Genomic DNA, 24,663 nt, shown 5'->3' with positions numbered 1-24,663 from the left:
TTTATGATGAAATACCTATTAAAAAATCTTTCTTTTCTTTTGTTTTTTCTACTCTTTGCATGTAAAGACGACAAAATTGAAACCCCTTCTAGTTTAGCACGAGAAGGAAGAGTAAATCAAATTGTAACAGATAAAACACTCGTTAATGTACCCGGTACTTTCACGATATTAACTAATCAAGGAACAAGAGGTGTTATCGTTTATAATACAGGTGCCACAGGAGTACTGCAATATAGAGCATTTGATTTGAGTTGCCCCTACATCAGTCCCACAGCATGTAGCTCACCTATGTCAGTAGATAACTCAGGAACTTTATCTTGTGCAGATTGTGCTGATGATGACATTACTTTTGACGAATTTAAAACTAGTGTTACCGTAGACGGCGAAACTTATAACTTGATAGAGTACGAAGCTAGTTTGGTGAGCACTGGGGTTAGAATCAGAAATTTTACAAGATAATTCTACTCAATATTTGTATTTTTGCCACAAATATTATTTCATGGAAAATTATTTTTCTTCTGATTTTAAATTAGGAGTACTCGGTGGAGGTCAGTTAGGTAGAATGCTACTTGCCGAAACTCAAAAATTTGACGTTCATACCTGTATATTAGACAATTCTAAAGAAGCTCCCTGCGCTCCGTATTGTAACGAGTTTTTTATCGGTAATTTGCTTAATTACAACGATGTTTACAACTTTGGTAAAAAAGTGGATGTTTTAACCATCGAAATAGAGCACGTTAATATACAAGCTTTATACAAATTAGAAGAAGAAGGAACTAAAGTATATCCGCAACCCAGTGTTATAGAAATCATACAGCACAAAGGAAAACAAAAGGATTTCTACAAAAAGAATCATATCCCAACCTCTCCACATCAAAGATTCAATTCTTTGTCTGAGTTAAAAGCAGCCAATTTTACAGAATTTCCATTTGTGTGGAAATCTGCTCAATTTGGGTATGACGGTATGGGAGTTAAAATTATTAGATCTGTTGATGATATTCACCATCTACCCGATACAGAATGTATTACCGAACAATTAATTCCTTTTAAAAATGAACTGGCTGTAATTGTGGCTAGAAATGCCGATGGAAAAGTAAAAACCTATCCTGTTGTAGAAATGGAATTTCATCCAGAAGCCAATCAGGTAGAATACGTAATTTGCCCTGCCAGAATAGACGAAAAAGTAGCTGCCAAAGCAAGAAGAATTGCCATGGATGTAGCCAACGCATTTAAACACGTGGGCTTATTGGCCGTAGAAATGTTTCAAACCGAAGATGATGATATTATTATCAACGAAGTAGCTCCTAGAACTCACAATAGCGGACATTATAGTATTGAAGCATCTCACACCAGCCAGTTTGAACAACACTTGCGTACTGTGTTAAACTTACCTTTGGGTAATACCAACAGCAAATTAGCGGGTATTATGGTAAACCTAGTGGGAGCAGAAGGATATGAAGGAGATGTTATTTATAAAAATATTACCGACATACTAAAAATTGATGGGGTTACCCCTCACCTATATGGTAAAAAAATAACCAAACCTTTCCGTAAAATGGGTCATGTTACCATTGTTAATAAGGATATTAACATTGCCCGTAAAACCGCAGAATTGGTAAAAAATACGGTTAAAGTAATTAGCAAATAAACACAAACTCTAAAATAACTTAGACTTATGAAAGTAGCCATTGTAATGGGATCTGATTCAGATTTACCTGTCATGCAACAAGCCATAGATGTTTTAAAAGAATTGGAAATTGAAGTTGAGGTAGATATTGTATCTGCACATAGAACTCCAGAAAAATTAGTTGATTTTTCTAACAATGCACACAAAAGAGGAATTTCAGTAATTATTGCAGGAGCTGGAGGTGCTGCACATTTACCAGGGATGGTCGCTTCTATGAGTCCGCTACCTGTAATTGGCGTTCCTGTAAAATCCAGTAATTCTATTGATGGGTGGGATTCTATCCTATCAATTTTACAAATGCCTGGAGGAGTCCCAGTGGCAACTGTAGCATTAAATGGAGCAAAGAATGCTGGAATTTTAGCAGCTCAAATTATTGGGGCTACCAATAGTGCTGTTTTAGACAGTATTGTCGCTTATAAAGAAGGATTAAAGACTAAGGTAATTCAAGCGGCAGAGAAAGTAAAAGCTGCTTATAAATAAAACTTTTTTAATAAGTTTATACTACGCAAACTAACTCTCCGAAGGGAATGAAAATAACCGAACGAATTCAACAACCCATACGTAGTGAAATGGCTTCTTTTGAAAACAAATTCAAAGAGGCCATGGTAACTAAGGTACCGTTGTTAAATCGTATCACCCACTACATTGTTCGTAGAAAAGGTAAACAAATGCGACCCATGTTTGTGTTCTTGGTCGCTAAAATGGTTTCTGATGGAGATTTTAATGAACGAACTTACAGAGGAGCTTCTATCATAGAGCTAATCCATACAGCCACTCTAGTTCATGATGATGTAGTTGATGACAGTAACAAGCGCAGGGGTTTCTTCTCTATCAACGCACTTTGGAAAAATAAAATTGCTGTTTTAGTTGGTGATTTTCTGTTATCAAAAGGATTATTGCTCAGCATTGATAATAACGATTTTGATGTCTTAAAACTCATTTCTATTGCCGTAAGAGAAATGAGTGAGGGAGAGCTTTTACAAATAGAAAAAGCTAGACGTTTGGATATTACCGAAAAGGTTTACTTTGAAATCATCAGACAAAAAACAGCTACCTTAATTGCTGCTTGTTGCGGTATTGGTGCAGCCTCTGTAGGAGCTAGTGGAGAAGAAATTGAGAAAATGAGAAAATTTGGGGAATATATAGGAATTGCTTTCCAAATTAAAGATGATTTATTTGACTATTCCGAAGAACAAATTGGCAAACCTACGGGTATTGACATTAAGGAACAGAAAATGACGCTACCGTTAATTCATACTCTAAACATCTGCTCTAGTAAAGAGCAAAAATGGTTGATTAATTCTGTAAAAAATCACAATACAGATAAAAAACGAGTTAAAGAGGTTATCAATTTTGTAAAAAAAAGTGGTGGATTAGAATACACTACTAGTAAAATGCACGAATACAAAAACTTGGCTCTTGAAATTTTAAGCACCTACCCAGCATCAGAATACAAAACATCTTTACACACCATGATTGATTATGTGGTAGAGCGTAAAAAATAAGACCCTACTTTAACTATTTTTTTTGCACTCTTTGTTCACTAAATTAGTTTTACACACGTTTGTTAACTAATGAGAGTAATTACTTTACTTACTGGAATTTTATTTACCTATCTATGTTACGGACAAACGGTAAACCCCAATCGTGTTTATAAATTATTATCTACCAGCAAAGACACGACACACTTAGAAGAATTTGCTATTAGTCCTGTTCATTTTGTAGTTCAAAACGAAAAAGGAGATACCATCCCAAAAAACAAATATTATATAGATTTTAGCGAGGCCAAATTCTTTTATCCTAAGAAAAATATAAAAGTAAAGGTGAGCTATTTTAACTACCCGCCTTTTCTAACCAAAACCTACAGTCCTTTTGATAAAAAACTAATTATTGCAAAGGCAACTCCCAATGCCAATCCTTATTCATTAAAACAAAGACTGAGGAAATCTGATTTTTTTGGAGGCTTAAACACCTACGGTAATATTACTAGAGGAATCACCATTGGGAACAATCAAGGGTCGGTGTTAGAATCTGGTTTAGATTTGCAAATTACAGGTAAGTTGTCAAATAATTTAAAGATCAGAGCTAGTATTAAAGATTCCAATTTACCTATTCAAGAAAATGGGGTATCTCAAAACATCAACGAATTTGACAGGGTTTTTATCGAGTTATTTACCGACACTTGGAATTTAAAAGCTGGAGATGTAGACCTTGTTAACCAAGACAGCTATTTTTTAAACTTTACAAAAAAAATTAACGGAGCTCAGCTTAGCGTTGTGTTAGACAACGACGAGCAAAAAACAACCGTTACAGCATCTGCAGCTTTGGCCAGAGGAATTTTTAATTCTTTAAATATCACCACGCAAGAGGGAAATCAAGGACCGTATAGATTACAAGGAGCTAATGGCGAAATCAATATCGTAATCATATCTGGTAGCGAAACTGTTTATGTGAACGGAGTGGCCTTAAAAAGAGGAGAGCAATATGACTACACTATTGATTACAACACGGCTGAAATTATTTTTAATCCTACTTTTCCTATCAACTCTACACAGAGAATTATTGTAGATTATCAGTATAGCGACCAGAATTACAATCGGTTTGTAACGTACAACGGAGTGAACTATGAAAACAAAAAGTTTAGTTTTGGAACCTATTTTTACAATGAAAATGACATCAAGAGTCAGCCCATTCAACAGAATTTGGATGACGAGCAAATATCAACTTTAAGGCAAGCGGGTAACGATACCTCTAAAATGATTGCTGCTAGTGCTCAGCCCACAGACTTTGACGAAAACAGGATTCAATACATCAGAAATGTAGATGGTAATTTTGTACAGAGCAATGACGAAAACGCTTCCCTTTTTAATGTTGTCTTTAGTTTTGTAGGAGAAAGTAATGGAGATTATAGATTGGCTGAATCTACGGCCGTAGGAAATATATTTGAGTTTGTAGGTGTAAATTTGGGTAGTTATGCCCCCGTCGTTCAACTTTTTGCTCCCAGAAAAACCCAAGTAGCCATCATAAAATCTGGCTACAAAATCAATCGAGAATCTTTTATCAATACTGAACTGGCATACAGTGATAACGATCAAAATTTATTTTCTGACATTGACAATCAACAAAACAAAGGGCTAGCATCGACCTTAACTTGGCAGCAAAAAATAAAATCTGGTACGTGGAATAATTACAACTTATTTGAGGGAGATTTTGTACAAAAAAACTTTAATAATATTGAAGGCTTGTACAATCCAGAATTTAATAGAGATTGGAACGTTGATCTCAATAGTAATCCTAACTCTTTCGGAAATCAGACTTATCTTAGAAATAGTTTTACCCTAGAAAAAAACACTGCTCAAAAAATTACCGTTAAGAATGCTTATTTAAAATTGGGCTCAATTTTTACAGGTACTAAAAATGGAATTGACACTTACAACAGCTTCGGAAATATTGCTGTTAAAACAAACAACAGCTTTTTAAGTAACAAAGGTACAGATCATAAAGGTTCGTTTTTAAGGCACCACACATCTTTAAAATATCATTTTAAAAAAGCTTGGCTAGAAAACTTATTGGACTACGAAAAAAACAGAAATAGAAACGTAAACTCCCAACGTTTAGACAGCATTAATACCCAAAAACAATTCTCTACCGGTATTGAATTAGGAATTGGAGATTCCACCAAAGTATACACTAAATTTGGGTATAGAATAGCCCAAATAGACAGCGTAAAAAACAATGAACTTAGGAGAGTTCAAAATATTCAGAATTTTAGTATTAAAAGTCAGTGGATAAAAAATGAAACGGCTTCTCTAAGTACTTTTGCTAATTATAGAAGTATTAAAAACGTGTTTTTGGACGATGCTAATATTGTAAATGCCAGAGCCCAATACAGCCAGCAGCTTTTTAGCAACATGGTACGTATAGCTACTTTGTACGAGACAAGCTCTGGAAGTACTCCTCAACAAAATTTTACTTATATTGAAACAGAACCAGGTCAAGGATTTTATACTTATTTGGGGGATTTAAATGGTAATTCTTTAAGAGATTTTGATGAGTTTGAGATAGCGCAGTTTAAAGATCAAGCCAATTACTTAAGAGTAATTCTCCCCAATATTAACAGGGTGGCTACGCAAAAAGCAAAATTAAGTCAGTCTGTCCTTATCAATTTTAATAGGTTTCAAAATAGCACAGCCAAATGGTTAAAAACCTTGTCTCATTTTTCTACACTCGCTAGTATTTTAATCGATAGAGACCAACTTAAGGATGGGAATAAATTCAACATCAATCCGCTTGCTAGGAAAAATCAGCAAGTGATTGGTTTGCAACAAAATGTGAATGCTAGTTTATTTTTTAATAGAGGTTTACAAAAATATAGTTCAACTTACATTTTTCAGAACTCTAGGAATACACAAAGAATTGGAAATGACTTACAAAAAACCTCCTCCCACAAACACGAAATTAATTTTATACACAACATACAAGATAATTGGTTACTAAAAAACAATGTTGCTTATAGCGAGAGTAAAAGCGCTAGTAACGATTTTGACAATAGAAATTTTAATATCACTTCTCAAAGAATGAATCCTGCTATTAGTTTTTTAAAAAATGAGTTTTCTACTTTTGAAGCGGCTTACACACTTAAAAAGGAGAACAATACCATTGGAAGTGAATCGTTAACAAGTCATGATTTTGGTGTTAACTACAACTACAATAATCCTAAAACGGGGTCTGTATTAGCAAGTATTAATTTAATTGACAATAATTTTAAAGGTTTACCTACCACTCCCGCTGCTTATCGAATTTTAGAAGGGTTGGAGGCAGGTACCAATTACACCTGGTCTCTCGTCATTCAAAAAAAATTAACCTCTCTTTTAGATCTTAGTATCAATTATAACGGGAGGCAAAGCGAAACCACCAATACCATACACGTTGGTAGTGTACAATTGAGAGCTAACTTTTAAAACGCATTAGGCAAGCTCATTTAAATGCCTTATTTTTGGAATCAAAACTTTAAAATCATGAAAAAAATACTTTTTGCTTTATTCATTTTAGTTGGAATGAATCTTTCTGCTCAAAACCATCAGGTTAAAGTAGATATTCTAGACATTCTTGTATTGAGAACTTTAGACGTTTCTTACGAAAATCAATTGAATGATGAAGCATCTTTGGGTCTATCTGTTTTTATCAACTTTGAACCTAAGGAAAATAGTTTTAGATATAATGAAGATTTTCAAATTACTCCGTACTTCCGTCAATTTATTTCTCAAAAAGGAGCTTTCGATTTATTTGGAGAGCTGTTTGGGAGTTTAAATTTTGGAGAAACTGATGAGAAAAAAGACAGTAGCGGTGTTGTTACAGAAGAGTCTGAAAACTATACGGACTTTGCTCTAGGTTTGGGTATTGGAGCTAAACACGTCTCTAAAAACGGATATGTTTTTGAGATAAACGCAGGTATTGGTAGAAACTTATTTAATACTGATGTATCTAAACAATTTGTCCCAAGATTAGGAATTAGTGTAGGTAAGCAATTTTAAAGTCGAATAAATTTGTTGAGCAAACAATTTCCCGTTTCTGAATATTACGCGGTTTCTAAAGAATTTGGAAAATGGCTTATTTTGTCCATCGTGATAGGTACAATCGTGGGAATTGTTTGTGCTACTTTACTGTTCTCTTTAAATTGGTCTACTCAATATAGAGAGCATCATCAATATATTATTTGGTTTTTACCCATTGCTGGATTTTTAGTTGGTTTGTTATACCATCATTACGGACAATCTGTTGCCAAAGGAAACAATCAGTTATTAGAAGAACTCAATACTCCTGAAAACATCATTCCCTTTAGAATGGCCCCGTTTATTTTTTTAGGAACTGTGGCATCGCATTTATTTGGTGCTTCTGTAGGTAGAGAAGGTACTGCGGTACAAATAGGAGGAGCTATTGCCGACCAGTTTTCGGGATGGCTAAAAATGAGCAAACCCAACAGAAGAATTGTTATTTTAATGGGAATAAGTAGTGGGTTCGCAGGATTATTCGGAACTCCACTAGCGGGTGCTGTTTTTGCGTTAGAGGTATTATTTATTGGTAAAGTTAAATACAACGCAATTTTACCTTGTATATTCGTTGCTATTGTTGCTGATTTTGTTTCCAGAGAAATGGCTCATATTTTGCACATTCCTCATGCTAATTACGAAATAAATTTTGTTCCAAATCTATCCGCTGCTAACTTTTTTTGGACTGTTTTGGTAGGTATTATGTTTGGAATTACTAGTATCTTTTTTTCTAAGGGAATTCGCTTTTTTAGTAGTATTTCAAAATACATCACTTATCCCCCGTTACGTCCTATTGTAGGAGGATTAATTGTATCAGTATTGGTTTATTATATAGGAACAAAATATATTGGTTTAGGGGTTTCAACTATTTTGGAATCGTTTACCGTAACGATGAATAGTTACGACTTTATCATTAAACTGTTACTGACAACTTTTTGTATTGCTTTTGGCTTTAAAGGGGGAGAAGTAACTCCGTTATTTTTTATTGGAGCTACTTTAGGTAGTGCTTTATCTCTTATTATTCCATTACCCATTGGACTATTAGCCGGAATGGGATTTGTAGCCGTTTTTTCTGGTGCAGCTAATACTCCCTTTGCCTGCATTTTTATGGGAATTGAATTATTTGGAATAGAAAGTGGAGTATTTTTAGCTATTGTATGTGTAACCGCTTATATGTTTTCTGGACACACAGGAATCTATAGCTCGCAAATTGTGGGTACTTCTAAAAGTGCTATGCATAACAAAGAGCAAGGAACTACTTTAAAAAATATTGATAGGGGTTAATTGATTTTTTCTAATACTATCTTCTCTTTATTTTTTTTAATCAGATATTTGTATAAATCTTTAAGTTCAGCATATTTCTCGCTAGGTATTACGGACTGATTCACTTCTTTAATTGCAACTACTTTAATTAAGTCATCCGAGACATCAACTAAATATTGATAACTCAACTCTCCACCTACCATTTTTCCTTTAAAACTTTTTGGTACTGACGTAATTTTATAACCTTTGGGTATCGCAATGGTTACTACTTTTACTTGCTTATACGGAGCTACCATATCTATAGGATATTTTCTTTTTTCTAATACAAATGGATTTTTAGTTTCTTTGAAAAACAACAGTGGATTTATATATAATTTACCGTTTATTATTTCTTGAGTTCTCGTAGCAGAATTATGAATCTCTGCCTCCAACTCAATCGGTTTCGATATATTTGTTTTATTTCTAATTTCATAGTTTTCTAAGTCAACTTTATACCTCTTTTCTAGCTTCCCTTTTAACTTATCGCCCTCAAATTTGCAGTATCTATTTCTGAAATTCAGCGCTTTTTTCCCTGTAAATTTTGCTTTTAACTTTCCTGATATGTTTAATTCATCATCAAATAAAACATTGGCACTATACATTTCGTTTGCCTTGTCCTTCAAAGTTAAATCTACTGGAATGTTCGTTTTTTTATCTATGAGCATTCTACCTTGCCAGTTAATAGCTCTAGTAGGCAAAACACCTATCATGTTGTAAGGACTACTAGCATCCAACAGAGTAATATGTCCATCCTGGTCTCTAATACCTGCAATTACATAATTAAGCCTATCAAGTGTTGGGAAAATTGGAATACCGCTAGACTTAGTGCTCAATAAAACTGGATAAGCGTTCAATCCTGCTTCTTTTAACATAGAAACTAGTATTAAATTAACTTCTGCAATATTTCCCTCTCCTTGTTGATAAGCTTTAGGTAATCCTACCTCAGTATATTTTGTGTAGTCTCCGTTCCATTTAACTTTAGATTTTACAAGTTCAAAAATTGAGGCTATTTTTTCTGTATCGGTTGTTCTGTCTTTTAATAAAACTTCTATGTCCTTTGAAAAATATCTAGTTTTCTTCAATTGTTTCCCAAAATTATAGGAGTTATGCAATTTTTCACAAACACTCACCCAATTTTTAGCATAGTTTTTAATGGGGGATTCAGGATACTTTATATACGATAGTTCATAATATACAGAACCTCTATAGTCTTTGTAATTACTCGTATAAGGTTCATCGTTTTTTAATGCAGGAATATCTGATGCAACATATTCGCTTATTTCTTTTCGATAATCAATTGTTCTTTGACTGTATTCAGACGTTAGTGTCGTAGGGTTATCTGATTTATATTTGTAGGTAACGATGAATGAATCATTAATCTCCTCTGTTTTTGGAGCTACTATAAAGTAGCCTTTACTCCTTTTTTTGTATACAAAATATTCTGGAATAGCTGTTTTATAATACAAATTCTTTACAGGAATGTTCTCTTGAAATCTAAATTCTGAAATGTAAAAATAATTTGAAATTCGAGTATACCTCAGTTCTATCACGCTTCCCTTTTTTAAGTTTGGAAACGCTATTTTTTTTATGCTATATTCATCTGATTTCTTATCTACAACAATATCTCGCTTATCTACTTGATGCTTAACAACCTTGTTTCCTTCTAAATTGTATGTTGTAGCTTTGAGTTTGTAAAAAGAATCGCTACCTGAAGAAGAAAATGTGTAAAATATAATGGGTTGATTACCATATTTAAATCCTTTTTCGTTGTATATTTTTATTCTCAAATGAATCTTCTCTTCGTACTGAAAAATTTTTAGCTGATCATTGTAAACAATATCTACATTTTTAGATTTATAAAGATATGCCGCATTAGCTGTTGAATCTTTAGCATAAAACTTTTCTTTCAATTCTTCTTTAGATACTTTGCCAAACTTATAATTCTGAGTAAATGCTGATAATGTCACTAGGAACATTAACACTGTCGTTACAATTTTCATACTAATTTTTCTTTAACGCAATTTTTGTATTGTCCAAAGCTATAATTTTTTGTAAAAAATTTTGATAATCGATGTAGTTATTAGCTCTATGACTTCCTTCTTTAATATATAATTTTCTAATGTATTTTATATCTCGATCCTCATTCTCTCGAAACAGTTTTAATTGGTAAATCCCAAATTGATTTTCGATAGACTTTTCACCCGGCAAACTGATCAAACTATACCCCTCTGGAATTCTAATATTTATGGTATCACAATGAGTATATCCCCTTTTGATTTCAAATGATTTTGTCCTTTTTTTATTAGTATCAACTGTTTTTTTTAACATATTGAATACATTTAATCTTACAATCATTTCATCACCTAATATATTACCATAACTATCCATATCAATTTCCAAATCTTCAGTAAATGATGCCTGCGTTTTATCGTTTTTAAAAGCGTGCTTATTTATCTTTATATTTTCATTGTACCACCATCTTTTGGATTTGTAGTACTTTTTTACATCTAATAAGTCGTCTCCCTCTAACCTGTAATTATCATAATATTCCAAACCTTTAGAATTAACAGATACTTGTGCTTTTAAATGACCTTCATTATCTAGCACCACAGTAGCTATAGTATTTCTAGTATTATTTTTATCTAAATATTGAGTAGTATGTTTAATAATCCCTCCTCCTTCTTCTAAGACTAAAACGTCTCTATCATCAGTAAAACCTCCTAAAAATCCAAACGGAAGCGTTTGACTAGTACATTCTAGCCAAACATCATCATTGTTGTTTAAGTAAGGCAAATTAAGTATCATGTGATTTCCTTGTAGTCCCATGTACTCTTGTTCAAAATCTCTCTTGTTACGAGCATATACAATTGTCCAATTAGATTTAACTCCCACTATGTCTAACAAGGCTTTTGTATAATTAGACAATCCTTTACAATCTCCATACGACAATTCATCAACCTCACTTGCTTCATTAGGTTGCCAGCCTCCGATACCAATACCCACATACACATATCTAGTTTTTTTCTGCATGTATTCGTAGACTATTTTGGCTTTGTTATAATCGTTTTTCTCGTTTTTAACTAAGTCAAGTATCTCTCTTTTAGTTTCACCACTTAAATCTAACTGGGTATTGTACATGTTATTTCTTAGCCATGCTCCAAAGTCTTTCCAGGTCTTAATACCATATGCTGTATGGCCTTTCAAAGTAAAATTTTCTAAGCAAACTATAACATGCGGAGCAATTTCGGAAAAACTCCCGCTATCAATCTCATACTTCAAAGGCTTCATGTTTTTTAAAACATAGTGAATTTTATAATTATTGCTTAGGTTGGATATGTTGTAATCTTTAAATCGATATTCTTTTAGTTTATAGGGTACTTGTTTTTCGTTGCTCAGAACGAACTCGCTATGTTCTACACCTATTCTGTAACTAGAACTTGGATACCAATGAGGAATAAATGCAGTGGTACCACTTTTGAACTCATAACTAAAATTAATAGTGTAGGGGTATGATCTAGGCACATAGTTAATGTACTTGACTCTATGATCTGAGTAAAAGCCTTGAATAGCACTTTGGTCCTTAAAATCTTTCTTTTTATATTTTCTAATCTCTCTTCCTTGCTGATTGTATATTGTGGCAGATATCTTTGTAACTTTGGAATCTTTAGCGTAGTTTTTATATGTCTTGATATATTGATCTCCACTTTCATTAAACACTGTAATAGTGCGCGAAAATTTAATTGTCATACTTTTTTCGTCTTTAATGACAATTTCCTTTTTATCGAACCGAATTACTACGTCCGCTTTTTTTCTTAAGCTATTTGGAATGTGAGAGATTGATAAGTTTTTATCTTGAGAAAAAGTGTTGAATTGTAAAAAAAGAACAATCAATACGAGTTTATGTAATAGAGTCATAGCTTTAAATAGACTCCACAAGTTAAAGCGCTTCGTATAAAAATCAAAATGAAATTTATTATTTAAACCTATCCTTAACAACACTCATTGCTTTTTTGCCTTGCGGAGTAAAAGAAGTCTTTACATTTCTTTGTGTTCTATCGGTTAAATGCCATTTCCACAAAAACCCACCTGCAAACCATTTTTGAGAATAAAATGTGTCAAATAACGATTGATAAGCTATTAACTGTGCTTGTTGATTTTCTGGATAAGCACCATTACTCCCCCAAGTTTGCTTCGTGTTAAAATCACAACTTTCAAAACCGTATTCTGTGAACAGTACCGGCTTATCTAGTTGCCCACTCAACTCCTCCAAATGATTTTTTATAGGTGCCCAAGCTGTTTTCAAAGTTTGTAATGTGGGCTGTTTTTCATCTGATAATGGAAAATATGCATCAATTCCTATGTAATCCAACTGATTCCAAAAAGTAACGTTTTGATAGTTATCCCAATTGGCTGCGTAGGTCAATTTTCCGCTGTAAACTGTTTTAACTTGTTTAATTAGTTTTTCAAAAAACAAAGGTCTTTTCTGTACCACACGTTTTAACTCAGTACTAAAACACAGTATTTCTACCTTTTGTTCTTGAGCTACTTTGGCATAGAACAAAATATAATTGTTATAGTTCTTTTCCCAAGTAATCCAATCTGATTCAGACGATAGCACAAAATCTGTAGCAGCACCACCTACAAACCAAACATGTGGTTTGAGCATTACTTTGAGTTGATGTTTTTTTGCGTGTTGTATTAAAGCAGTCACTCCCTCATATCTTTCTCCCCACCAGTGTTGAGAGGTATTATAAGTCAAAGTAGTTTCGTAGCCTTTGGAAATAGCATAAGGTATAATAGATACCCAGTTTGCTCCCAAGCCATAGATACTATCAAAAGAAGACTCTTTAATTTCGCTTGGAGGTGAAACTAAATTTAATCCATTTATCTTTTTTTGAGAACAAGCGATAAATGAGAAAAAAATCACGAAAACCAAAAATCTAATTGCTTTCAACTTCATAAAAATTAGATGAGAATTTATAAAAACTAAAGTAGCTAAAAATAAAGCGATATTTATCTTTGTATTACAAACGACAAGAATGATTTTTACAGATACGCACACACATTTAAACAGCGAGCAATTTGATGAGGATAAAAATGAAATGATTCAACGTGCCATCGATGCTGGTGTATCGCGTTTATTCATTCCTTCAGTAGATTCAGAATACACCAAAAGTATGTTTGAGGTGGCCGAAGCTTTTCCTGCTAACGTACATTTAATGATGGGAGTTCATCCTACCCACGTTAAAGAAAACTACAAAGAAGAATTAGCGATAGCTCGCGAATGGTTAGAAACTGGAAAATTTATAGCCGTTGGAGAAATAGGAATGGATTTGTATTGGGACGATACCTACATCAACCAACAAAAAGATGCTTTTAGAACGCAGGTACAATGGGCAAAAGAGTTTGGCTTACCCATTAACATACATTGTAGAAATGCTTTTGACGAAGTATTTGAAATTTTGGAAGAAGAGAAATCCGATAAATTGTTCGGGATTTTTCATTGTTTTACAGGAACTTTGGAAGATGCAAAAAAAGCCATTGGCTATAACTTAAAATTAGGAATTGGAGGTGTAGCAACCTTTAAAAATGGAAAAATTGACAAATTTTTAGCAGATATTCCTTTAGAGCATATTGTGTTAGAAACTGATGCTCCTTACTTAGCTCCCACTCCTTTTAGAGGAAAAAGAAATGAGTCTGTCTACTTGATTAACGTAGCCGAGAAATTAGCAACCCTCTATCAGAAAAGTATTTCTGAAATCGCAGAAATTACCACTCAAAACAGCAAAGACGTTTTTAAAGTGTAAGTATCTTATCTGTACTTTGTAAAATGTAGCGCAAGTAAAACAGCCCAGTCTCAACTATCAAGAACTGGGCTGTTTATAAAATATAAACCTACAAGAATATTATTAATAGTTGTTCTGTTGTAAGACTCCTCCAGACAACGAAACTTGATTTACTGGTATTGGAATGAGTTCATGTTGACCCGTAACAAAACCTTTTGAACCCAAAATGGTTGTTGCTCTATTTGTTCTTAACAAATCATGAAATCTTAAACCTTCTCCAGCTAATTCCACACGTCTTTCGTGATAAATAGCATCCAACAACGGCTGTCCAGACAATGTTGCTGATAAATTTGGAATAACAGTGGCAGGCTCGGTTCCTCTTGCTCTAGTTCTTACTCTATTCACGTACTCCACCGCCAGAGGTGCATTGGTGTCGTAAATAGCTTCCGCATACATTAGATAGGCATCCGCTAGTCTAATAATTCTAATATTATTGCTACTGTTTCTATTTCTCCTTATGGTAGGAACTACATAATTTGTATAAGGAGCCCATGCATATTTTCTGATATGCCATCCTGTTCCAAAATTACTATTCTCAAAAAACATAGTGGCATCAAATCTAGGATCGTCAACTTCATATTCATCTTTTAAATCCTCAGTAGCCTGTCCAAAACCTGCTCCTCTGTTCGCTCTTGGATTAAGTCTATGGGGAATTCCAGTTCCCGATAAATTGGCATCTGAAATAAAATTAATTTCGAATAAGGATCCTATATTCCACTCCCCTTCTGGTTGAAAAATAGTACTAAAATCAGAAGTTAAATCGTGAGATAAAGCAAATAGCTGATCTCCGTAAGTTACTACCTCATTCATTTTATTTTGATACAACGACACTCGCATCATCATTCCTAAAGCAGCTCCTTTGTCTGCTCTTCCTTGGTAACTTGCATCCTTATCTAACCTTGATGGTAAATCTGCAATAGCAGCCTTTAAATCCTCTTCAATAAAAGCATAAGAAGCTTCTAAAGTAGCTCTTGGCACATTGAATTCACCTAGTTTTAATGGCTTATCTATCAGTGGAACTCCTCCAAAAGAGTTTACCAAATCAAAATAGTAAAAGGCTCTTAAAAAGTGCGCTTCTGCTAAAATTTCTCTTTTTCTATCCTCGTCATCAAATGCAATATTGGGTATGTTTTCTAGTACTAGATTAGAGAATAGAATTCCCTTGAAATTTAGCTTCCACAATTCTACAAATATTGGGTTAGAGGTGGTTAATGCCCATCTTTCTCTTTCAACTAAAGGTGCATTATCTTCGGCAGTTCTTCCCCCTTTTATAATGTCGTCAGTTCCAATATCTCCAAATAAAATATCTGAACCCATTCCTGCCCAAAAGTTGTCTCCATAAATTTCAGAAAGCGGTGAGTATGCACCTATCAATGCTTGTTCTCCCTGCTCAAGTGTTTCGTAAAAATTTTCTAATACTGGGTCTCCAAAAGATTCAGATTCTAAATCGTCTGTACAAGAAACTAATACAACCGTTGAAATAAGTAGACCATACTTCAGACTATTTTTTATTGCTTTATAGTAATTCATCTCTAATGCTTTTAAAAGTTAATATCTAATCCTAAAGAAACCGTTCTTGTAGACGGATATCTACCTCTATCAATTCCAATATCCAAGGTTGTTCTACTACCATTTTGAGTTTGGGTTCCATCAATACCTAATTCAGGATCTAGACCGCTATAGTTTGTAAAGGTTAATAAGTTTTGACCTGCTACATAAATTCTTGCCTTAGACATAAACGTATTGTTTAATACTTTTTCAGGTATTGAATAACCTAGTTGGATATTTTTTAATCTTAAGTAAGACCCATCTTCTACAAACCTATCAGACAATCTATTGTTGTTAGCAAATCCATCAAAAGTGGCTCTTGGTGTAGTATTAGAAGTTCCTTCTCCTGTCCATCTACCTAAAAAGTCCGTACTTAAATTGGTATCTAATGCTCCTTCTAGTAAAAATCCTGTCGCGTTAAATATTTCATTTCCTTGAGATCCTTGAAAAAACATAGACAAGTCAAATTGCTTGTACGAAAAATCTAAATTGATTCCGTAAGTAAAATCTGGTAAAGGAGATCCTATAAAAGTTCTGTCATCGTCATTAATTACTTTATCACCGTTCAAATCTCTATATCTTACGTCTCCTGGTTGGTTTCCTGCTAAACTAGGATTGTTATCAATTTCATCTTGATTTTGGAAGATCCCTATAGCATCTAATCCATAGAATGAGGCTAACGGTTGACCTGCTTCTGTTCTACTTATGTTTTGAAAACCATTTCCTCCTCTACCAGTATTGATACTGCTCCCTTGAGATGCCAAACTGATGACCTTATTGTCTATAAAAGAAATATTACCGCCAACGCTAAAGAAAAAATCCTTAATTCTCTTTTTGTAATTTAGAGAGAATTCGAATCCTTTGTTTTCTATTTCTCCAGCGTTTATGGTTGGTGGTTGAACAAATCCACTCGTGTCCAATATTGGAGACTCCAACAACATATTAGAGGTAGTTCTCACAAAATAATCAGCCGTTAAGGTTAACGAATTTTTTAAGAATGCTAGGTCTAAACCAACGTTAGAGGTAGTGGTAGCTTCCCACTTCAAATCCGCATTTCCTGGCCTTAACGGAGCAACCCCTGTCTGAATAGCTTCATCTCCACCAAGTAAATAGTTTACATTTGTATTTAATGAACTAAATATTGCTGCATTGGGAATATTTTGATTTCCTGTTTCTCCCCAACCCAATCTAAATTTGAACTGATTTAAGACCCCTAAGTCGTAAAAATTCTCATTGTGAATGTTCCATGCTAAGGCAAAAGAAGGAAATTTTGCGAATTTGTTATTCTCCCCAAATCTAGAAGAACCATCTACTCTATAAGTACCTGTAAATAGATATCTGTCTTTATAGTTATAGTTTAATCTACCAAAGTAAGAGATAAGCGTTGAAGCAGAAATTCTCCCTGAATTTGTTGAAGTATCTACAGCACCAGAACTCAAGGTTGGATTCTGAATATTATCTCCAATACCCGATCTTCCTGCTACAACATTGTTAAAATCTAAATTCTGAGTTTCTTGTCCTAATAATACGGTTAACTGATGATTATCGCTAAAGCTACTCGTATAATTAAGAGTGTTAGACAAAATACTTACTCTATTTTCTGACCTTGATAAGCTATACTCTGTACTCGATCGATTCTGTAAAGCCGAGATAAAATAGGAGGGTTGAAAGTTGTCTACTTTTCTATAGTTAATTTCTAAACCATAATTAGATCTAAAAATTAATCCTTTCATTAATTCAGCTTCTAAAAAAATATTTCCTAAAAAACTTTCTTTCTCTAAAGGTGTTTGATCAAATCTTACCAACCCCGCTGGATTTCTAATTTCCGTAGAAATTTCTGGTGAAGCTGGAGTTCCATCAGCAGTAAAAATAGGTGATATAGGATCTACGATATAACCAATAAAAGGAGTCTTAAAGTTAGAGTTACTTCCAAAAGATGCCACAGCATTGCTCTCAGACTTAGCGTACTGAATGTTTTGACCTATCTTTATTTTAGGTTTGATTTGATAAGTATTGTTTACTCTAAAATTAGTTCTTTCAAAGTCCGTATTTTTAATGATTCCCTTTTGAGAAATATTTCCTAACGATATATAATAAGTTGATTTTTCCGTACCCCCAGAAACTGATAATTGATGACTCTGAATTTCTCCAGTTCTGTACACTTCGTCCTTCCAATTAAAATTAGGTAAAGAGGCTACATCATTAAATCTAATAGGATCACCATCGTTGACTCGTCCTTCGTTATAAATGGTGGCCCACTGTTGAGCATCTAAGACTTCTAAATTATCAATTCTCTCTTCTACCCCTACGTATGTTCTATAAGATATAAGAGGTTTTTTATTCTTTCCTCCACCTTTAGTAGTAATTAAAACCACCCCGTTAGCTCCTCTAGACCCATAAATAGCTGTGGCAGAAGCATCCTTTAAAACCTCTATAGATTCGGCATCGTCCATATTAATGTTGGTAATGTCATTAATAGGTACTCCATCAACAACATATAAAGGATCTGCGTTGTTTACTGTACCAATACCTCTAATTCTAACATTAGGTGCTGCACCTGGTTCTCCAGAGCTCTTTACAACGGTTACACCCGCAGCTCTACCTTGAATAGCTTGTGCTACCGACGTAGTTTGAGTTTTTTGCAGTTCTTCAGGACTTACAGATGTGAGTGCTCCTGTAATGTCAGACTTTTTTACCGTACCATACCCCACTAACACCACGGCATCTAATTCGCTAACGCTTTGTTCTAAAACTACATCAATTGTATTTTGTCCATTTACTGTAATTTCTTGTTTCTGATACCCCACATATGAAAAAACTAGAGTAGCGTTCCTAGATACTTTGATAACGTAGTTTCCATCAAAGTCCGTAATAGCTCCATTCTGAGTGCCTTTTTCAATAATGTTGGCACCCAAAATGGGCTCTCCATCTTTGCCTTTCACGTTTCCTTGTACGGTAATTTTGTTTTGCTGTTGTTCCTTTTGGTCAATTGACTTTTTCTTATTCGTTAAAACAATTTGTCTACCTACCGTTTTGTATAAGATATCAGTTCCTTTAAATAAAGATGTCAAGACATCAAAAATTGGTGCATTCTCAAATTTTACAGATACTTGTTTCTCGGGATTAAATTCGTTATGGTTGTACAACACATGATACTCTGTTTGCGATTCAATCGCTCTAAAAACATCGTAATAAGTAACGTTATTAAGGTCCAGTGTGACCTTTGCATTTTGAGAAAACGTTGTATTAGCATTAATTTGAAAAAGCGATAATAAAATTAGGTAAGCTGTTAATTTCATTTTCAGACTTATTTTTAGGAAAAAAAGACTCCTGACCCATTTTTGAGTTAAGTTTTTCATACTTTTATAATAGTTTTAAGTTTGGTTTAATTATTTAAATCATGCACTTACGATCGGACGATGTTGCAGCATTTTCCGATCTTTTTTATGCGATTTAACTCCTATTTAGTTGTTTTCATCATCTGTAATTTGTTTAGTTAATAGTTATGGTTTTATGCTCTTTACTGTAATTAAATGGATAATTGATTTTAAAGGAAGCTAACACCTCTTCTATAGTTTCAGTTTTAAAAGTTGCTGTAAATCTTTGGCTTGCTAGCTTTGTATTGCGGTTGATGATTTTTACGTTGTAGTGTCTCTCCAATTTCTTAACGATGGTAGAAAATTTTAACTCTTCTAAAACTAATTTTCCATCAATCCAACTTGTGTAGATATTGGTGTCAACTCTTTTTGTCTTCATCTTTTTTGTAAACTTGTTCCATCTAGCTTTTTTACCTGGCTCTAACAAGGTTGCATTACTTTCCTCGTAACTTTTATCTGAACCGTACAAGCTTACTGATCCTTCCACCAAAACAGTAAAAATATTTTTGTCCTCGGCATAAGAAGACACATTAAATTCCGTACCTAAAACTCTAATGTTTAAACCGTTTGTATTTACAATAAAAGGATGTTTTCTGTCTTTACTCACTTTAAAATAAGCCTCTCCTGTTAAGAAAACTTCTCTGTTTTTCCCCTCAATAAACTTGATCGGATATTTTATACTAGACCCTGAGTTTAGATATACTTTTGTTTTATCTGATAATACTATCTCAAAAGTCTTTCCGTAAGGAATTGTTAATTCGTTATATACAAGCGTTTGGAGAGCTGATTTGTGTTTGGACTGATAGTCTAGTACTTTTCCTTCTTTGGATTTGATGATTCCAATCTTTGGATCTATAATTTCTTGTTGACTGTTTAATGAGATAATTCTAGACTCCCCATTCTCCATTTTTAGAATGATGTTCTCTGTATCAATCAATGCTATAGGTGAGCTTTGTTGTGACTCATTTAAAGAATGATATAAATGATAAGAACCAAAACCAATTATAAAAATAGCCGCTACTTTGTAAAAACCTTTTAAGTAGTAAGTATTTTTAGGTGGATTTATTTCTCTTTTTATTTTTTTAAAATCCTCTTTTTTTCCATTATCTAGATAGCTAATTAATACTACACGTTGGTTTTGTTCAGAATCACTCTGTAATCTTTCTAAAATTTCAGTAGTATTTTTCTGACTAAAGTTCTTTTCAATCTCTTTTTCATCCAAGTAACCTTGAACCAAAATAGACTTTAAAACTTTACCTGCTGTTTCAAAAATTTTTATTAATCTTTCCACTATAAATATATCATTATACTAATAAAACGATACTGTTTTAAAAAAGAGTGTAATAAAAATGATATTTTTTTAACTAATCATCAATAAAATGTTGATTTTAGTTTTTTTTATGCAATAAGCGGTAGTAAAATAATGAGATAATAGTCTTTTAATAAAGGTCTTAACTTTTTGTAAGCAATCCTTTTTTGCATTTTAACGGTGTTTAAAGATATAGATAACTCTTCTGAAATTTGATTATTAGGATACCCCTGCATACTCAATTTTACGACTTCTCTACACTTTTCGGGCAAAGTTGCGAGAGCAGTATCAACTTGCCTAAACATTTCTTCTATGAATACTTCTTTTTCAAAATAAGAATCTGTTTCTAGCGCGGTAATATCGAGAGATTCTGAATCTCTTTTAATTTTATATTCTTTACTCTTTAAATAATCTAAACTTTTATTACGAACGGCTATATATAAAAAAGCTTTGATGGCTTCTTTGTCTTTCTCTAGGATATCATGATTCCATAAGCGTATAAATACGTCTTGTACTAAATCTTTGGACTTTTCAATATTGTATACATATCTGTTAGAAAAAACGCAGAGTGAACTGTACAATGAATTGTATGCTTCATCGTATGCAATAGTTCTTATTTTCTCTATTTTACGCTCCTTCAAATTGTAAATTTATTTTACTCCAAATCAAATATAATTAAAATCAGACTTAACCATCGGATTTAACTGTGTTATACAACAAAACCCTCTATATAAAATTATAGAGGGTTTTGTATAAATTTAAATTCTTCTTTTTATTCTTTAACTGGGGCGAATTTTAAAATAGCATAATGCACTAAAACACCAATACCTACAGCAAAAATTAAATCCCAAAATACGGTTAACAACAATACTAAAAGCATTACAATAACATCTGAAATAGGCTGTTTGTGAATTGTCTTGAGGCTTTTCATATCCATCACGCCAATACCAACAGTTACTAAAATACCTGCCAATACTGCTTTGGGTATTTGTGCTGCTAGTGGACCTAGTAACATCAAAACAATCAAAAGCAATAATCCTGCAATCATTCCAGATAATTTGGTTTTTCCACCAGCATCTATATTAACAACAGTACGAATGGTTGCTCCTGCTCCAGGAATTCCTCCAAAAAACGCTGCAATTGAATTACCTATTCCCTGTCCAATTAACTCTTTATTACTATTGTGCTTTGTGTTTGTCATATTGTCTGCCACAACAGAAGTAAGCAAAGAATCGATCATCCCTAAAAGAGCCAAAGAAATGGCTGTTAAAATGTACGGAGAAAAACTACCGAATGAAAAAGTCGTAAACATTTTTGTATTTGGCATTGGAAAGCCTGTTGGAATATCTCCAATGATTCTGTACGATTCTGTATTTAATACCATTACTGCTCCAACACTAATCGCTAATAAAGCCACTAAGGTACTAGGTACAGCAGTTGTAATTTTTTTAAACCCGTATATGATGGCTATTGTTAAAATAGCCATGATAAACTCTGTTAAACTAATATTAGCGATAGCATAAGGAGTCGCTTTGATAGAGGCAAGTACACCGCCAGCTTTATGTCCAAATACATTAGGAATTTGTGTGATTAAAATGATAAAACCTATTCCACTCATAAATCCAGATACCACGGTAGCGGGAATATATTTTATTAAGGTTCCTAATCGTATAATTCCAAAAATAATTTGAAAGATTCCTGCAGCAAAAAACACGAATAAAATATATGGAAGTGCCTCACTTACATTACCACTATGAGCATCTATAATAGTGGCTACTGCAATTAAACTTACGGCTGTCATAGGTGCCGTAGGTCCACTAATTTGGGTTGCGGTACCACCGAACAATGCAGCAAAAAAACCTATAAATATAGCTCCGTATAATCCTGCAGAAGCTCCTAAACCAGATTGAACACCAAAGGCAAGAGCCAAGGGCAAAGCAACAATACCTGCTGTGATACCTCCGAGTAAATCTCCTTTTAAATTTTTAAACATCATTATTAATTTAATGTTGCAAATTTACACAAAGCACGTAAAGAACGAAATTATTTGAGTTTTGTTCTTCGAAAACGTTATTTTGATTAAGACTTTCTTAAAAATGAAACAATACGAATTAAAACGCTCTATACTTTGTGAAATATAGAGCGGTTTTTAATAACTTCTTTTTTACTGAATTAAAAGTTTAAAAGAAGCCCCTTTATTTTCAAGCCTTACAATAAATATACCAGGGGGAATGTTTTCTACGGTGTACATTGTATCACTTTCTACCATTTTAGAGAAAACTACATTTCCTAAAATATCATAGATCATTACTCGTTGTTGTTTTTCTAAACCTGAGAATGAAAGTTGATTATTTTGGTAACTTACAGTAACGCTTTGTTGATCATCTGTAATATTTTGATTAGATAACGTACCACATGTAGCACTAAAACTAGTAGTAGCATCTTTTGACCATCCGTTAACGGGTGGTGTAAAACCACTATCTATTTTTACACAAGAGAGTTGAGAATTTGAGCCTACATGAACAATTCTTAATGCACTATTATTCCCATTAGCTAGGTTTAGGTTTTCCAGTTCGTTAATTCTACAGTTAACAGATAGAAGATCAGGTAAATTAGACAAATCTAAATTTTTAAGTTTATTCCCTGAACAAACCAACGTTCTCAATAAAGTATTGTTAGACAAGTCTAAACTGTTTAAAAGCCCAGTCACATTTCCTATTTGTAAACTTAAGAGCTTCGTGTTTTGACTAAGATCTATAGAAGTAATGTTTGGATTTGAGTTTACATTAAGGTCTGTAATATTTATAAAAGCTTCCAAACCTGTAGGGTCACTAAAATTGATATTACTTGCATTGATACTACCATTAAAATTTTGTGCTTCGGTTTTAGAGACTTCTCCATCTCTATTGGCATCCAAACCACTAATTCTTATTAAGTAGTTTTTAAGAGTTGTATCAGGAATAAATACGTTGTCTACAATATTTATGGTAACATCATAATTTGTGGGAGAACTGGCAAATAAAAAAACGTTCAAAGAAGATAGCGTGAACGTATACTGTTGCCCATTGACCAAATTAACAGGCGAACTACCTGCAGTTATTTTTATTTGAGCCAATGTACGGTTGTTTGCTGTAAAACTAGGGTAGCTTTGTGTGTAAACAGGTGTACCTGTAGTATTGGAGCCACTATAAATATTTAATGTACCTGCTGGCACAGTTGTAGCACTCGAAACAGATGGATATATTCCCAAAAAATCTAACTGCCCATCGCAAGAGGCGGTGAAAGTTTGGCTTACACCATTAGTGGTTGGCAAAGTACCTGTATAAGTAGGTAAACCTGTTAAACATTGTGCTTGTGTACTAATGGCTAACCAACTCACTAGTAAAAATGTGATTATTTTTTTCATGATTTTCTTTTTTAAAGGTCTAAAGACCACCGCCACCTTCATTTAAAGTTCCCCTAATGTTAATGGTAAAATTCACACTGTCTTCTTGGGTATTGTCACAGCCTTCTGCTCTTCTTTTTACGGTAATTGTACCTGTAATTTTGTTTCGTTCAGAAAGTCTAAACGCATTAAGGTTGTTTGGAACAACTTCTGTGCTAGAGTTTAGATTGCCGTTATTAACACCGCCACTACCTATACCAAACTTTACGGCATCGGCAGGTATAGAGGTGATGCTTAGCACCTCATCGGTAGTAAATTCTCCTTTTCCTTTGGCGTTTACTGCGAATAAAATAGCGTTGGGGCGTATATTTTCTCCTACTGTTATGTTAATGATCTCTTCATCAAAGGCAACGGGTTTGGTACAGTTATTTACCGTAGAATTGTCTCCGCCTCCTTGTTGTGTGTTGTCGTTTGTATTCGCCATAGTATCACCATCATCACCACTACAAAAAGTAAAGGTTAAGGATAGTAATACAAGACTTGTTATTTTTACTATTTTTTTCATAATGTTGTTATTTTTTCATTTAAAAATGATGTTAGAACTGGGTTTGATATGTTTTAGCTTATCAAACCCAAAGAAATTTGTAAAGAGTACACTAT

Annotated in this window: 17 protein-coding genes and 1 pseudogene; 8 read left to right on the top strand and 10 right to left on the bottom strand. The window is 33.5% G+C overall.

Annotated elements, in window-relative coordinates:
• The first annotated feature begins 6 nt into the window (after nt 1–6).
• The 7 genes from ACXGQW_RS06800 to ACXGQW_RS06770 all read left to right on the top strand — a co-directional run bounded on the left by ACXGQW_RS06800 (nt 7) and on the right by ACXGQW_RS06770 (nt 8,520).
• Nucleotides 7–459 (top strand): hypothetical protein, encoded by a 453-nt coding sequence (locus ACXGQW_RS06800; protein ID WP_457821324.1) that lies wholly within the window; start codon nt 7–9, stop codon nt 457–459.
• A 40-nt stretch (nt 460–499) separates the two neighbouring features.
• Nucleotides 500–1,648 carry a 5-(carboxyamino)imidazole ribonucleotide synthase gene (locus ACXGQW_RS06795; protein ID WP_457821322.1) on the top strand — a complete coding sequence of 383 codons (1,149 nt, stop codon included), beginning with the start codon at nt 500–502 and terminating at the stop codon, nt 1,646–1,648.
• A gap of 27 nt (nt 1,649–1,675) precedes the next feature.
• On the top strand, nt 1,676–2,167 hold the full coding sequence (gene purE / locus ACXGQW_RS06790) for a 5-(carboxyamino)imidazole ribonucleotide mutase (RefSeq protein WP_457821320.1): 492 nt from the start codon (nt 1,676–1,678) through the stop codon (nt 2,165–2,167).
• Nucleotides 2,168–2,214: 47 nt separating this feature from the next.
• The gene (locus ACXGQW_RS06785; protein ID WP_457821319.1) at nt 2,215–3,192 is read left to right on the top strand and encodes a polyprenyl synthetase family protein; all 978 of its coding nucleotides are present in this window, start codon (nt 2,215–2,217) and stop codon (nt 3,190–3,192) included.
• Between the two features lie 69 nt (nt 3,193–3,261).
• Nucleotides 3,262–6,648: a hypothetical protein gene (locus tag ACXGQW_RS06780; RefSeq protein WP_457821317.1), complete on the top strand. Its 3,387-nt coding sequence runs from the start codon at nt 3,262–3,264 to the stop codon at nt 6,646–6,648.
• A gap of 57 nt (nt 6,649–6,705) precedes the next feature.
• Nucleotides 6,706–7,221 carry a DUF3575 domain-containing protein gene (locus ACXGQW_RS06775; RefSeq protein ID WP_457821316.1) on the top strand — a complete coding sequence of 172 codons (516 nt, stop codon included), beginning with the start codon at nt 6,706–6,708 and terminating at the stop codon, nt 7,219–7,221.
• 15 nt (nt 7,222–7,236) lie between these two features.
• The gene (locus ACXGQW_RS06770) at nt 7,237–8,520 is read left to right on the top strand and encodes a voltage-gated chloride channel family protein (RefSeq protein WP_457821314.1); all 1,284 of its coding nucleotides are present in this window, start codon (nt 7,237–7,239) and stop codon (nt 8,518–8,520) included.
• Here ACXGQW_RS06770 and ACXGQW_RS06765 read toward each other — a convergent pair.
• Genes ACXGQW_RS06765 through ACXGQW_RS06755 form a run of 3 tightly spaced genes read right to left on the bottom strand, consistent with a single transcriptional unit; the run spans nt 8,517 to nt 13,498 of the window.
• Nucleotides 8,517–10,538: a hypothetical protein gene (locus ACXGQW_RS06765; RefSeq protein WP_457821312.1), complete on the bottom strand. Its 2,022-nt coding sequence runs from the start codon at nt 10,536–10,538 to the stop codon at nt 8,517–8,519. The two genes, ACXGQW_RS06770 and ACXGQW_RS06765, sit on opposite strands and share 4 nt — an antisense overlap.
• 1 nt (nt 10,539) lies before the next feature.
• Nucleotides 10,540–12,453 (bottom strand): DUF3857 domain-containing protein, encoded by a 1,914-nt coding sequence (locus tag ACXGQW_RS06760; protein WP_457821310.1) that lies wholly within the window; start codon nt 12,451–12,453, stop codon nt 10,540–10,542.
• A 58-nt stretch (nt 12,454–12,511) separates the two neighbouring features.
• Nucleotides 12,512–13,498 carry a glycoside hydrolase family 113 gene (locus ACXGQW_RS06755; protein WP_457821308.1) on the bottom strand — a complete coding sequence of 329 codons (987 nt, stop codon included), beginning with the start codon at nt 13,496–13,498 and terminating at the stop codon, nt 12,512–12,514.
• 79 nt (nt 13,499–13,577) lie between these two features.
• Here ACXGQW_RS06755 and ACXGQW_RS06750 point away from each other — a divergent pair, with 79 nt between their 5' ends.
• Entirely contained in the window at nt 13,578–14,345 is a 768-nt protein-coding gene (locus ACXGQW_RS06750; protein ID WP_457821306.1) for a TatD family hydrolase, read from the top strand.
• 102 nt (nt 14,346–14,447) lie between these two features.
• Here the strand turns inward: ACXGQW_RS06750 and ACXGQW_RS06745 are convergent, their stop codons facing one another.
• From ACXGQW_RS06745 to ACXGQW_RS06715, 7 genes and pseudogenes are all read right to left on the bottom strand, one after another.
• Nucleotides 14,448–15,914, bottom strand: a complete 1,467-nt coding sequence (locus ACXGQW_RS06745; protein WP_457821304.1) for a RagB/SusD family nutrient uptake outer membrane protein — start codon at nt 15,912–15,914, stop codon at nt 14,448–14,450.
• Between the two features lie 11 nt (nt 15,915–15,925).
• Nucleotides 15,926–19,231, bottom strand: a complete 3,306-nt coding sequence (locus tag ACXGQW_RS06740; protein ID WP_457821302.1) for a TonB-dependent receptor — start codon at nt 19,229–19,231, stop codon at nt 15,926–15,928.
• 193 nt (nt 19,232–19,424) lie between these two features.
• The gene (locus tag ACXGQW_RS06735; protein ID WP_457821300.1) at nt 19,425–20,600 is read right to left on the bottom strand and encodes a FecR family protein; all 1,176 of its coding nucleotides are present in this window, start codon (nt 20,598–20,600) and stop codon (nt 19,425–19,427) included.
• A gap of 107 nt (nt 20,601–20,707) precedes the next feature.
• Nucleotides 20,708–21,259: an RNA polymerase sigma-70 factor gene (locus ACXGQW_RS06730; RefSeq protein ID WP_457821298.1), complete on the bottom strand. Its 552-nt coding sequence runs from the start codon at nt 21,257–21,259 to the stop codon at nt 20,708–20,710.
• A 170-nt stretch (nt 21,260–21,429) separates the two neighbouring features.
• Nucleotides 21,430–22,611: pseudogene (locus ACXGQW_RS06725) on the bottom strand (SulP family inorganic anion transporter); the annotation flags it as partial.
• A 171-nt stretch (nt 22,612–22,782) separates the two neighbouring features.
• Complete coding sequence (locus tag ACXGQW_RS06720) at nt 22,783–24,024, bottom strand: T9SS type A sorting domain-containing protein (RefSeq protein WP_457821296.1); 1,242 nt, start codon at nt 24,022–24,024, stop codon at nt 22,783–22,785.
• Nucleotides 24,025–24,043: 19 nt separating this feature from the next.
• Nucleotides 24,044–24,568, bottom strand: a complete 525-nt coding sequence (locus tag ACXGQW_RS06715) for a hypothetical protein (protein WP_457821294.1) — start codon at nt 24,566–24,568, stop codon at nt 24,044–24,046.
• Nucleotides 24,569–24,663: the final 95 nt, after the last annotated feature.

This window comes from Wenyingzhuangia sp. IMCC45533 (genome assembly GCF_054111225.1).
This window is presented reverse-complemented; position numbering and strand designations above follow the sequence as displayed.